13 protein-coding genes are annotated in these 13222 nt (G+C 56.6%); 2 read left to right on the plus strand and 11 right to left on the minus strand.

From position 1 onward, the window contains the following. Positions 1-327 precede the first annotated feature (327 nt). From HCI85_RS02280 to flgB, 11 genes are all read right to left on the minus strand, one after another. Positions 328-2007, minus strand: a complete 1680-nt coding sequence (locus HCI85_RS02280; RefSeq protein WP_160085059.1) for a flagellar hook-associated protein 3 — start codon at positions 2005-2007, stop codon at positions 328-330. Between the two features lie 30 nt (positions 2008-2037). After that, entirely contained in the window at positions 2038-4077 is a 2040-nt protein-coding gene (gene flgK, locus HCI85_RS02285; RefSeq protein ID WP_167141562.1) for a flagellar hook-associated protein FlgK, read from the minus strand. A gap of 6 nt (positions 4078-4083) precedes the next feature. Continuing rightward, positions 4084-5256 carry a flagellar assembly peptidoglycan hydrolase FlgJ gene (gene flgJ, locus HCI85_RS02290; protein ID WP_167141564.1) on the minus strand — a complete coding sequence of 391 codons (1173 nt, stop codon included), beginning with the start codon at positions 5254-5256 and terminating at the stop codon, positions 4084-4086. Positions 5257-5269: 13 nt separating this feature from the next. Further along, on the minus strand, positions 5270-6373 hold the full coding sequence (locus tag HCI85_RS02295; RefSeq protein WP_090251112.1) for a flagellar basal body P-ring protein FlgI: 1104 nt from the start codon (positions 6371-6373) through the stop codon (positions 5270-5272). Between the two features lie 11 nt (positions 6374-6384). Continuing rightward, positions 6385-7125 (minus strand): flagellar basal body L-ring protein FlgH, encoded by a 741-nt coding sequence (flgH, locus tag HCI85_RS02300; protein ID WP_160085062.1) that lies wholly within the window; start codon positions 7123-7125, stop codon positions 6385-6387. A gap of 120 nt (positions 7126-7245) precedes the next feature. Further along, positions 7246-8031 carry a flagellar basal-body rod protein FlgG gene (gene flgG / locus HCI85_RS02305; RefSeq protein WP_090248273.1) on the minus strand — a complete coding sequence of 262 codons (786 nt, stop codon included), beginning with the start codon at positions 8029-8031 and terminating at the stop codon, positions 7246-7248. Between the two features lie 46 nt (positions 8032-8077). Next, positions 8078-8818, minus strand: a complete 741-nt coding sequence (locus HCI85_RS02310) for a flagellar basal body rod protein FlgF (protein WP_160085063.1) — start codon at positions 8816-8818, stop codon at positions 8078-8080. A gap of 206 nt (positions 8819-9024) precedes the next feature. After that, on the minus strand, positions 9025-10341 hold the full coding sequence (gene flgE / locus HCI85_RS02315; RefSeq protein ID WP_167141566.1) for a flagellar hook protein FlgE: 1317 nt from the start codon (positions 10339-10341) through the stop codon (positions 9025-9027). Between the two features lie 54 nt (positions 10342-10395). Further along, positions 10396-11064 carry a flagellar hook assembly protein FlgD gene (gene flgD, locus HCI85_RS02320; RefSeq protein ID WP_160085065.1) on the minus strand — a complete coding sequence of 223 codons (669 nt, stop codon included), beginning with the start codon at positions 11062-11064 and terminating at the stop codon, positions 10396-10398. Between the two features lie 25 nt (positions 11065-11089). Beyond that, on the minus strand, positions 11090-11533 hold the full coding sequence (flgC, locus tag HCI85_RS02325; RefSeq protein ID WP_090248278.1) for a flagellar basal body rod protein FlgC: 444 nt from the start codon (positions 11531-11533) through the stop codon (positions 11090-11092). A gap of 15 nt (positions 11534-11548) precedes the next feature. Continuing rightward, positions 11549-11956, minus strand: a complete 408-nt coding sequence (gene flgB, locus HCI85_RS02330) for a flagellar basal body rod protein FlgB (protein ID WP_167141568.1) — start codon at positions 11954-11956, stop codon at positions 11549-11551. Between the two features lie 378 nt (positions 11957-12334). Between flgB and HCI85_RS02335 the strand changes: the two genes are divergently transcribed. Continuing rightward, entirely contained in the window at positions 12335-12553 is a 219-nt protein-coding gene (locus HCI85_RS02335) for a bacterioferritin-associated ferredoxin (RefSeq protein ID WP_160085067.1), read from the plus strand. A gap of 196 nt (positions 12554-12749) precedes the next feature. After that, positions 12750-13220, plus strand: a complete 471-nt coding sequence (gene bfr, locus HCI85_RS02340; RefSeq protein WP_090248283.1) for a bacterioferritin — start codon at positions 12750-12752, stop codon at positions 13218-13220. Positions 13221-13222 lie beyond the last annotated feature (2 nt).

Genomic DNA, 13222 nt, shown 5'->3' on the forward strand with positions numbered 1-13222 from the left:
AAACAGGGCATCACTGAAAAATACCTTTAGGCCATAAATACAGGCCGTATTGGAAAGTGCCAATAAAACAGCACATTACCCACTCTACTACTGATTAAGCAAAACCTTGGCCAACTATGTTTGATTAAACAGTAGCAACCTACTGGCTAGGTCAAAACACCTGATCACAATCCTTCAGCGCAATAGTCCAGACAGGCTAAACAGCCACCTTCCCACACACCAGAAACGCGAAACCCCAGCAAGCTGGGGTTTCGCGTAAAGCAATCAACATATTAGAACCTGCAACATGGCTCCAGAGCCCATTAAGGCCACTGCACCAGGGGAGCGCTAGCGCAACTGATTAAATAAATTTAACCCCGCGATCTTCACATAGCTCTGCTGCGCAGCCTCCAACACGATCGTTTGAAATGACAAGCGAGACAATGCCTCGGCATAGTCCAGCTCACGCAGATCAGCCTGCACGGATTTGTTTACAAGAGTGACATCTTCGTTATCAATTTCGGTGGTTTCGATGAGGTTCATCCGCGCACCGATTTCAGTCTGCACCTCCAGCACCCTGCCCATGCCGTTGTCCAAGTTAGTCAGGGCAATTGCCACTTCGTTGCGCACACCGAGGTTACCCGCTGGCGATGTAGGGGAAGACTCGAGTGCCTGACGCAGGCGGCTAATGGTGTTGAGAATGCTGCGCTGTTCTTGAAACTGCGGCTGCACGCCGAATTCGTCACCGCCAGCGACCGCTGCCGGAGCGGACAAGGTGAAATCAGCACCGAACACGCTGAAGGTTGCCGGATAAGGCCCCGCCACGGCACCAGTCGTTAATACCGGACTGCCAGGCCCCACTGGCTGGGAGTAGACCTCGTAATTGGTGTCGTCGGTAAACCGGATGACAACCCCGGATGTCGGAAACTGGCTGTCAAAGGTTGCCTGGTTGCTGATCCCTGCTGGAGCAACAATGGCAGCCGAGTTGTTGGTGGATGAGCGATTAACTGAAAAGTCCGTGGGCGCGGACTGCAGGGTAAAACTGTGGGTATTGATACCTGGGGTCCCCGGTGTGGCGGTATCAGCCAACAGGTTGTCCAGGTCGAGCTCATTATCCCCAGGCTGCAGGACCACGTCTAACTGGAAACGCATGCCACGAAAATTGATGGTGTTACCACTATTGATCAGGGGGTCAATCACGCCACCGCCGGGCACCTCAGATGTGACGTCCGCACCAGCACTGTCATAGATGCGAAATTCAGTACCGCTGACAAACGCCAGCGAATAGGGCTCGCCAGCGCGAAAGTTACTGTTGAAGGCTTGATTGTCCTGCACCAGTCCTGGGGAGATAAACACCCGCTGATCTGCCGCCGGCAGCGCTGGAATAGTGGTGGCCGGTAACGGCGGCGTTGGTAACGCAGCGTTATTCACGCCAAGCCCATTGATAATCCGATTCGCATTAGCCACATCTTCAAAGAGGCGCTTGCCGTTATCGTTGATTGCCACGTTGCTCGAGCCGGCCACCTGCAGGCTGCGCTGGCCCTCATCACCCTGATAGGAATACGTGCCGTCTGGGTTACGCAGAAAGGGTTCGGTTTTGCCAAGAAAACCGCTGAACAAATACTCACCACGCGCGTTACGACTGTTCATCAGGTTGAGCAGCTCACCCTCGCGCTCGCTCAGCTCTTTGGCGATCGAGCGACGGTCATTACCTGACAGTGCGCCGCCACCGGCCTGCACTGCAAGCTCACGGATACGCTGCAACACGTTCACCACCGAGGTGATCGTGGTTTCTTCCTGAGTCAGACTGTTCTTCGCCGCCGTGAGGTTTTCCTTGTACTGACCCAATACCGCCTGCTGCTGTTCGAGCTGTAGCAAACGCACCGAGGCAACCGGGTCATCGGCCGGGGTAAGAATACGGTTCCCGCTGCTGATCTGTTCCTGGGTCCGGATCACATTGGAATAGTTGCGCCCAAGGCCGTTGACGCCGTTATTGAAGGCCTGAATCGAAGAGATGCGCATCACCATAAAACTAACCTCGAAGTTCTAGACGGCGCGTCAGAACGTATTAATCAGTGTATCGAACAGGCTACGGGCAACTTGAATGATCTGCGCTGAGGCCTGGTAGTACTGCTCAAACTGAATCAATTTGGCCGCTTCTTCATCCAGATTGACGGCTGAAATCGAATCGCGGTTATCGGTGGCCTGTTTGAGAATGGCGCCAGTGGCTTCACCATCAACCCGAGCCTGACTGGTCAGGGTGCCCACCCGCTCCACCAGATCGCCGTAAGCATCGGTAAAGCTTGATCCAGTGGTTGCTGGAGCCAATGGGTTGATCCCAATGGTCGTGCGATTTTGCAGATCAATCAGCTTCAGGGCATTACGGTTATCAGACACCCCATTGGTGTTGAAGGAAACCGAAAAATTGTCGCCCCCTTGCGGCCGGCCACTGATGGCTACTTCATAGTCAAAGGGCACCGGGACGGCGGGTGGGCCAGCGGTCGCGGGCACGGTAATCGTGATCTTGTTGTTCTGCCCCGGCACGATTACCCCGGTATCAATCACGTTGCCATTGATATCAACGACGTCATAGCCCTGGGTAGCCCCGCCACCGGCACCCATGACAATACGCAGCGGCGGCGCATTGCGCAGGCTGGTTTCCAGGTTGGTTTGAGCCACTGGGTCATAGATGTCGATTTCAGTCAGCAGCGTGGGCTGGCTGATTACCCCAGTGCCGATATTTGCCGGACTGGTTTGCGATTTCAGCGGCGCGGCAAAAGCCAACTCTTCAGGCCGTTTCATATCGGCACGGATGGACTCACCGGCGTTGCGCGTCGGCATCACCCGAAAGCGATCACCGGCAGCAAAGGTGCCACTGGCGACGTTCAACGACACGCCATCAAACTCCGCCGCTGGCACTACGGTAATGTCGAAGGGACCAAAGCTGGTGCCATCACTGACGCGTCGCACGGTGTAATCCGTGGCGCTGGTGAACTCCACCTCATAGTCGCTGGTGGTCAGCTGGGTGGTGTCTTCAATAAGTACATTCAGGTTGGCCGTGGTATCGCTATTACCGATACGCGCGAGACTGCGCTGACCAATCAATTCTGGGTCATTCAGCTCGCGAAACAGCCCATTGCCAAACTGACCGTTGAGGTCCAGGCCCTGACCCAATTGGCGGTTGACCTGATCAGTAACGGATAAGGCCAGGCGTCCAACCGAGTTCAGCGTGGTGTCCAGTACATCCTCACGGTAGCGAATCAGCCCGCCCATCTCGCCGCCAGTGATCAGCGAGGTAATGCCCTGGCGTGAGTTACCACTGACGAACTGAACTTCACTGCGCAGCGGGTCAGACAAGCCCGGTACAACTTCCAGGCGCGATGCCGTACTGCCCACTACCAGCGGCTGACCGGAGCCGACAAACAGGTTGTAGCTGTTGTCATCTTGCGCAACCACCGTCACGCCAATAAAGGTCGACAGCTTGCGTACGGCTTCTTCACGGGCATCCAACAAGTCGTTGGGTTGCTGACCATTGGAGGCGGCCACCGCGATGGCCTCGTTGTACCCGGCGATTGAGGTGGCCAACTGATTGACCTGATCCGTCACTGCCGAGAGTTGTTTGTTGATAAAGGCATTCTGCTCGTTTAAGCGGTCGTACACAGTATTGAAGCGCTTGGCCAAGCCCTCAGCTTCAGACAGCGCCAGCTGCCGCGCCGGGATGTTAGCTGGGTCTTCGGCTGCGGTTTGCAGCGCGGCAAACACCTTCTGCAACCCAGGATTGACGCCGGTGGTGCTGCCAGCCAGCAATGAGTCGAGCTGATTGATCTGCCCCAGGTAGCTCTGGGTATCGCTGTTAAGCGCCGTGCTGCTACGTACCTGGGTATTGAGAAATTCGTTATAGATGCGCCGTACATCGACCAGCGTGGTGCCCGAGCCGATATAGCCGGCACCGCTGAACTGCGGAATACGCGTGGCCTGGACAGTCTCCTGGCGCGAGAAACCTGGAGTGTTGACGTTGGTGATGTTGTGACCAGTGACTGCCAGCGAAGTCTTGTTCGCGGCAAGACCGGACAGGCCAATATTGAGTAAGTCAGCCATCTTTCATCATCCGTTGGTGGACGGCGTACCGACTGCCGCGACTGTTTGATAGGTCTGCATCTGCCGCGCTATCTGAGCAATCTTGCGGGCGTATTGCGGGTCCGTGGCGTAACCAGCTTTCTGCAGCTCTCGGGCGAACTGTTCAGGCTTGTCAGTGCTGGCCAGGGCTTTCTCGTAGCGGCCATTGCCCTGCAGGAAACTCACAAAATCGTTAAAGCTGTGCTCGAAGGAGTCATAGGCGCGAAACGAGGCGGCTTCCTTGACGGCTTTGCCACCCTTGAATTCAGTGGTTAGCACCCTCGCCGAGTCGCCTTCCCAGGTGTTATGGGTTTTGATGCCAAACAGGTTGTGACTGCTGGTACCGTCCTGCTGACGAATGATCGATTTGCCCCAACCGGTTTCCAGTGCGGCCTGAGCCACCAGGTAACGCGGATCGACGCCAATCTTCTCGGCGGCCTTCTCGGCCATCGGCAACATGGCAGCAATAAACTCATCCTTCGAACCGAACGCGGCTTTGCCCGGCGCCAGCGGTGGTTGAGCAATGCGCCGGCCGGTGATCGCATCCGTGCCGTTGAGCCCCAGCGCGGTATCGGCGGGGGCGGCAAAAGCCTTGGCCGGAATCCAGTCATTCTGTGCCAACGGCTGACCTTCGGCGGCCGTGGCCGAAGGCACGATGCCCGCCAGCAGACGGTCCGTCAGCTTGCCCGGCAGAGACAGGCGCCGCTGGTTGATCAATGAGGTGTCGTCGCGCGCACTGTCGACCTTGGCCAAGGGCTTGCTGGGTGCGCTCGGCACCGGCTCATCCACCTGGGCAAACGGGTTAGGACGGCTGCTCGCATCCTTGATCTTCGACATTTGCCGCACCAGCACATCGGCCAGACCGATGCCGTTCTGGTGGTTGGAAAGGGTCACCGACAGCTGTTGATCGTGCATGTCCTGATAGGTTTTGCTCTCGCTGCTGTTCATGAAGTTGCCTTCACCGAACACTTCGTTGGCCGAACGCATGGCCTTGAGCATTTCATTAAGAAATAGCGACTCGAACTCCTGAGCCACCTTCTTGATGTTTTTTTCGCTGTCACCGCCAACCTTGAATTGGTTGAGGCGATTGAGATCGTTATAGGCACCACTGTCGACAGTGCTGGTGCCGCCGAGCAAACCGGCTGAAAGGCGAGAGTCCATCGCGTGCGCTCCCTTAAATCACGATCAGATCAGCCTGCAGAGCGCCGGCTTGTTTCAGCGCCTCCAGGATGGCCATTAGGTCGGAAGGCGAAGCGCCCACCTGATTCACCGCACGGACGATTTCATCCAGCGTGGTCCCCGGGCCGAACTTGAACATCGGTTTGGCTTCTTCTTCGGCATTCACCTTCGAACGCGGCACTACTGCCGTCTGGCCGCCCGACAAGGCATCCGGCTGGCTGACAATCGGGTCTTCGGTAATGGTCACAGTCAGGCTGCCATGGGTCACAGCAGCAGGTTGTACGCGCACGTTCTGGCCAATCACGATGGTGCCGGTACGAGAATTGATGATGACTTTGGCCACGGCCTGGCCGATTTCAACTTCAAGGTTTTCCAGAATCGACAGGTAGTCCACCCGCTGACCCGGATCAAGTGGCGCACTGACGCGAATCGATCCACCATCCACTGCCTGCGCCACACCTGGGCCAAGCAGTTCGTTGATATGGTCGACGATATTCTTCGCGGTGGTGAAATCCGGACGATTGAGGTTGAGGGTCAGGGTGTTGCCCTGATCGAAACCGCTAGGCACCGGGCGCTCGACCGTTGCCCCACCGGGAATGCGCCCCGCTGACGGTACGTTGACGGTAATCCGCGAACCATCGCCGCCTTCGGCGTCGAACCCACCGACCACCAGATTGCCCTGAGCAATGGCGTAAACGTTGCCGTCGATCCCCTTCAGCGGCGTCATCAACAGGCTGCCGCCACGCAGGCTTTTGGCGTTACCGATGGAGGACACGGTGATGTCGATGGTCTGCCCGGGCTTGGCGAACGCCGGCAGGTCAGCATGGATCGACACTGCAGCCACGTTCTTCAACTGCACGTTGCCACCCTGCGGCACCTTGATGCCGAACTGCGCCATCATGTTGTTGAAGGTCTGGACCGTAAACGGCGTCTGGGTGGTCTGGTCGCCGCTGCCATTAAGGCCGACCACCAGGCCGTAGCCGATCAGCTGGTTAGAACGCACGCCCTGGATGCTGGCCAGGTCTTTCAAGCGCTCGGCCTGCGCCAGCGACGCCATCAGCATGGCCGCAATCACCACTAGGTATTTAGGAAGCGTCATGGTGGCCATCCTCAGAACGGCCACATTGGGCTAATAAAGAAACGACTCATCCAACCCGGCTGGCTGGCATCAGCGAAGGCGCCAGTGCCCGAGTAGGTGATGCGTGCATCGGCAATACGGGTCGAGGACACGGTGTTGTCGGTGGCGATGTCATCGGCGCGCACCAGGCCGGCAATCCGCACCAGTTCATCGCCAGTATTGAGGGTCATCCACTTTTCACCGCGCACCAGTAACACGCCGTTAGGCATCACTTCGGCCACTGACACGGTAATCGAGCCGGTTAAGCTATTGCTCTGCCCTGCCGCACCAGAGCCATCCGCCGAGCGTGCGGCATCAAAACTTGAGCCCAAACTCAGGTTATCCGCAGTCATACCAAGCCCTTCGGCCACACGCCCAAGGCCACCAATAGCGGTCAAAGGATTCTGCGGAGAAACCGTCATACCGAACAGGTTAGGCACGCCGATATTGGCGGAGCTGTCTTTGCTGATCTGGCTGTTGCTGTTCTTACTGGCCTGGGTGCGCTCATTCAGGGTGATGGTGATGATGTCACCCACGCGGTAAGCCTTGCGATCACCGAACAGACCATTCTCAAAACCGGCCTGATAGATCGAGCCGTTGTTCTGCGCAGCCGGCAGCGGTGTACGTGGCATCACAGGCGCGTAATAGGGATCATCCGGCTTAGGCGCGGGAGCCATGCAGCCGCTCAAAGCCAAAGGGCCAAGCAGTGCACTTATGATTATCAGCCGGTTCATATCTACTACCTCATGCGTTGCCTGGGGTGGTGCGCAACCTGAGCCACCAGTACCCGTTCAAGCATTCCTTGCCATATCCAAAGCCGAGCCCGTCGCGGAGCGACTAACCCGCCTTACCTATCAGAGATTCTGCGAAATAAAGCCAAGCATCTGGTCAGCGGTGGAAATGACCTTGGAGTTCATTTCATACGCACGCTGCGTGGTGATCATGTTCACCAACTCTTCAACCACGCTGACGTTGGAGTTTTCCAGAGTGTTCTGCAGCGTGGTGCCCAGGCCGTTCAGGCCCGGTGTACCGACTTGCGGCGCGCCGCTGGAAGCTGTTTCCAGAAACAGGTTGTTGCCGATGGCTTCCAGCCCCGCCGGGTTGATGAAATCTGCGGTCTGCAAGTTGCCAACGATCTGTGGCTGCGGGTTACCGGCTGTGGTGACTGACACAGTGCCGTCTTCACCCACAGTAAAGGTGCGCACCTCGTTGGGCAGCACAATGGCAGGCTCCAAGGCATAACCGTTGGACGTCACCACCTGGCCATCGGAGTTCAGGTGAAAGCTACCGTCGCGGCTATAGGACACCGTGCCGTCCGGCAGCAGCACCTGGAAGAACCCCCGGCCATTGATCGCCATATCCAGTGGCTGCTCAGTGGTTTGCAGGCTACCGGCGGTGAAGATCTTTTGCGTGCCGACCACCCGTACACCCGTACCCAGCTGCAGACCGGACGGCAGTTGGCTGTCCTGACTGGATTGGCCACCCGGCTGACGACGGATCTGGTACAGCAGGTCCTCGAACTCGGCGCGATCACGTTTGAAGCCCGTGGTTGAAACGTTGGCCAGGTTGTTGGAAATAGTGGTCAGGTTCATGTCCTGGGCGGACAGACCGGTCTTGCTGACCCACAGTGCCGGAAGCATATCGATTCTCCTCGGGCGCCGTTTTAACGACGCCACGTGCTGATAATTAGGTCATCTGCAAGACGCGCGCCATGGCCGACGAATTGTCTTCGGCGGTGCGCATCATCTTCACTTGCAATTCGAATTGGCGGGACAGCGAGAGGATCGCAGTCATCTCTTCCACGGCGTTGACGTTGCTCGATTCGAGAAAGCCCGAGGTAATCTCCATATTGGCGTCCGCCTGTACCGGGCCTTGGCCCTTGAAGCGGATCAGGCCGTCAGTGCCCTTCTCCATCTGCTTGAGGTCCGGGTTGACCAGTTTCAGACGGTCTACTTCGGCCAGCACATTGGGCGCCTCACCCAAGGCACGAATGCTGATGGTGCCGTCCTTGCCGATTTCGATTTTCTGCTCTGGCGGCACCGCAATCGGCCCGGCGTTGCCCATCACCGGCAAGCCATTGCCGGTACGCAACACGCCCAAGGCATCGACATTCAAGCTGGCGGTGCGTACGTAGGCTTCGCTGCCGTCAGGTGCTTGCACGGCTAACCAACCTTTGCCACCAATCGCCACGTCCAGGTCACGTCCCGTTTCCTGCAAAGAGCCTGGAGTGAAGTCAGTACCCGGGCGTTCGCTCATGGCGTAAACCCGCGACGGATAACTGTCACCAAAAATCGGCATGGAACGCGCCTGCTCGAAATCCCGGCGGAAACCATTGGTGGTGATGTTCGCCAGGTTGTTGGCGTGGGCACGCTGGGCCAGGGTGTTGTTGTGGGCACCAGTCATGGAAACGTACAGCATCTTGTCCATGGTTATTCTCCGAGTGGGCTTGCCGCCCCGCTGCTCTATGCAAGCTTTAAAGCAATGGTTGTGCCAGCACTCGAAAAATAAATATAAGCACTTGATTTATATGTAATTTATAAAATAAAAAAGGCTCCGAAAGGAGCCTTCTAAATGCCAGCGCGGCGTACTTTTGCCGCCCGCGACAGGCACGCGCCTGCCGCAGGCAACACCTATCAACGCAGGTTGATAATGGTCTGGGTCACCGCACTTTCGGTCTCAATGGTCTTGGCATTGGCCTGGTAGTTGCGCTGCGCCACGATCAAGTTGACCAACTGATCCGACAGTTCGACGTTGGAGTCCTCCAAGGCACCGGACTGCAGAGCACCCAGGGTGCCGCTGCGCGGGGTTCCGCGTACCGGCTCACCAGACTCGAAGGACTGCACCCAGGCAGTTTTGCCCACCGGCGTCAGACCTTGCACGTTGGCAAAGTTGGCCAGAATCACCTGCCCCTGCACCTTTGACTGGCCGTTGGTGTAGCGCGCGAAGATCACACCCGTATCATCGATCTCCAACCCTGCCAGTTGACCGGTGGTGTAGCCGTCCTGACTGACCCGATTGACCGCAAAGTTGCTGGAGAACTGTGTCGATGGGCGAATATCGATCGCTACACCCGCAGCACTGGCATCAGCACCGTTACTGCTCCACACCTGAGGAATAGAGGTATCCGGCGCAGCAGGAACCCAGGTGGTCAGGTTAATCACACCATTTGCATCCACCGCAAAACCTGTCGGTGTCGAGGCGATCAGCGCAGGAATATCCAGCTGCCCAGCAGTGGTGAACTGCAAATTCACGGACGACGGCGTGGTCAACGTCGGATCATCTGGATTACGCCCATCGATCAGTACATTCATCTGCCAGGTATTGGGGCCCGTCTTGAGAAAGTACTGGGTGAATACGTGTGAGTTACCTTGAGTGTCGTAAATATTGGTTGAGGTTGACGAGTTATAGGTTGTGGGGTCCGACGGGTTGAACGGGACGGTGGTCGGTACCTTATTGGTCGAGTTGAGGTTGAACACCTGCTCAAGTTTCTCGGTTGCACGGGGCTCTTGACTGGCCGTCTCGATACGTAAGTCATTCACGATGCCATTCTGCAAATTGCCGTTGGCATCCACCGCATAGCCCTGCAGCCGATAGCCAAAGTTATTCACCATAAAGCCATCGCGGTCTGTACCGAAGTAACCCGCACGGGTGTAGCTGACGTCGCCGTTGTTGCTGGTCTGAAAGAAACCATTGCCATTGATCGCCAGATCCAGGGCATTCTGCGTGTAATTGATGTTGCCCTGATTGAATAGCTGCGACACATCCGCCAACAGCACGCCACTGCCCTGCGGGTTCGAACCAGTACCCAACACAGATGCGGCATACACATCGGCAAACTCGGCACGTGACTGCTTGAAGCCCGCAGTACCGGCGTTGGCGATGTTGTTGCCGGTCACGTTGAGGTCGCTGGTGGCGGCACGCAGACCGCTCAGACCGATATTGAAACCCATAGAAGACTCCTTTGCCGGACAGCCGGCGGCTATAACCTGGCTAAAACCTGTTAATTACTGACCGATCACCTGGACTTGCGACATTGGCACGCTGCCGAGCCCAGCCAGGTTCAACATCAACTCTTTGCCGCCCAGGGTCACACTGTCGACGTTAGCCGGCAGCATGGTGTAAAGCCCCTTAGTGCCGTCGGCGTAGGTAGCCTGCGCCTCGAACTTGTATGTGCCAGGCGGCAACAGATTGCCGCTGGCATCCTTGCCGTCCCAGATAAAGCTGACATTACCGGCCGCCTGCTCACCCAAGTTCACACGCCCGACCGCGGCACCGGCCTTGTCGTAAATGTTGACGTAGACGTTGCTGCTGCTCGCCGGCAGCACCAGGCTGGCTTTAAAGCTCTCGCTGGTATCAACCACGGCTTTTTCGCTTGGGATAATCACCTTGCGCCCCACCAGCGAAGAGGCCTGCAGCGCCTGAGAAGACTGATAACCCGTGAGCAGCGAGCCCATGCTGGTATTCAACTTCTCGATCCCCTCCACCTGACTGAATTGCGCCAGCTGGGCGATAAACTCGCCGTTGCCTTGCGGCTCCAGCGGGTTCTGGTTATTCAACTGGGCCACCAGCAAGTTAAGAAACTCGTTCTTGCCCAGGTCTTTGTTCGTCTTGGTTTCGTTCTTGATCTGGTATTGATCCAGTGCCGAACCAGTCACATCGCCAACAGTACTCATCGGTCTGCGCTCCTTATCCGCTGGCTTACTGACCCAGGGTCAATACGCGCTGCATCATCTGCTTGGCGGTATTCATCATTTCGGTATTGGTCTGGAATGCCCGGCTGGCAGAGATCATGTCAGCCATCTCCTCCACCACATTGACGTTGGGGTAGTACACATAACCGCCGGCATCGGCCGCCGGATGATTCGGCTCATAGCGCGGCATCAGGCTGCTTTGATCTTCGACCACACCCAGCACCTGCACGCCTACGCCAGCTTCATCCTGCTCGGCAAACAGCGAGCCACGGTCGCCGTTCTGCGCGGACTGGAACATGGTGGCGAATACCGGATGGCGCGCGCGGTAGGTTTGATCAATGCTTGAAGAAACCGATTCAGCGTTGGCGATGTTGCTGGCGATGGTATTCAGGCGAGTGCTCTGAGCGCTCATACCGGTTCCGGCAATGTTGAACACACTGGCTAGTGACATGGCATCAGGCTCCTGTTATTCGCCGCGCAGGGCGTTGACCAGCCCTTTGAACTTACTATTGAGGAAAGTGAAGCTGGCCTGGAACTGCACCGAGTTCTCGGCGTAGTTGGATTGCTCGATCTGCAGGTCGACAGTGTTCTGATCAATCGACGGGCTGAAAGGAATGCGGTACTCCAGGCTGGCATCACCGCCGGCCACCCCCTCGGCAGCAATATGCTGACTATCCGTACGGTTCAGGCTGACCGGGCCGCGCTGGCTCTTTGCACTCTGCTCCGCCAGCACATTGGCAAACTGCAGATCACGCGCCTTGTAGTTCGGCGTATCCGCGTTGGCGATGTTGTTGGCCAACACTTCTGCGCGCTGAGCGCGAAAGCCCAGTGCTTGTTCATGGATGCCGAGTGCCCGATCGAAACTGATGCTCATGGTCTAAAACCTTTGCCGGTGGGTGGTGCGCCTTTCCGTGCAAGACCATAAGCAATGCTTGTGCCATATTAATTTTTACTTATTTATCAACTACTTAATTGATAAATGAGAAGCCGGGCGTGGCAAAGCGGCAAATGCTTTCCGCCTATGGGCAAGCAGACGGCAACGAATCTCGGTCGATTGCCGCACGCCCGATCACTCACAGCTAACTGCGACACGGGCCGCGATGACTCAAAGCAAATCACCTCACCCGCTGGCAGACGCTCACTTGCACCGTCCGTCAGGCAATTCGCAATCAACCACACACAGTTTTGACAAGCATTCTCATTAACATTAGTATCCTTCGCACTAGCCACTGCCCTGCCACGAGCCTTAACCATGTACGTGTGTCTCTGCGAAGGTATTACTGACGGTCAGATCCGCGAAGCCATCTACGAAGGCTGCTGCAGCTACCGTGACGTGCGCGCCACCCTGGGTGTTGCGAGCCAGTGCGGTAAATGTGCTTGCCTGGCCAAACAAGTGGTACGCGACACCCTAAGCGAAGTACAAAGCAGCCAAGCGCCCATGGCCTACCCGGCAAACTTTGTTGCCGCATGAATTTAGCGCTATAAAAAACCGGACATAGCGTCCGGTTTTTTTATGCCTAAAATTCAACACCTTAGCGCCCAAGCGCAGAACTTAAGCATTCGTATTCATATTAATTTTAACTTTAAATTCAAATACTTAGGTTTGACAGCCGAAAACCATCGGCCCAGAATTTGACGCTAACTCCCCCTGCAAGGCAGACGCAGACATGAAAGGCGACAAGAAGGTCATCCAGCATCTGAACAAGATCCTCGGTAACGAGCTGGTCGCGATCAACCAGTACTTCCTGCACGCACGCATGTATGAAGACTGGGGCCTGAAGAAACTCGGTGAGCATGAGTATCACGAGTCCATCGACGAGATGAAGCATGCGGACAAGCTGATCAAGCGCATCCTTTTCCTCGAAGGCCTGCCAAACCTGCAAGACCTCGGCAAGATCCTGATCGGTGAAAACACCAAGGAAATGCTCGAGTGCGATCTGAAGATTGAACACAAAGCGCATATCGACCTGAAAGCGGCGATTGCCTACTGCGAAAGCATCGGCGACTACGCCAGCCGTGAACTGCTCGAAGAAATTCTCTGCTCGGAAGAAGACCACATCGACTGGCTGGAAACCCAACTCAGCCTGATCGAAGCCGTAGGCCTGCAGAACTACCTGCAGTCGCAGATGGACGAATAAGC

The sequence above is a fragment of the Pseudomonas sp. OTU750018 genome (assembly GCF_011636575.1).
In the GTDB taxonomy this organism is placed as follows: Bacteria; Pseudomonadota; Gammaproteobacteria; order Pseudomonadales; family Pseudomonadaceae; genus Aquipseudomonas; species Aquipseudomonas peli.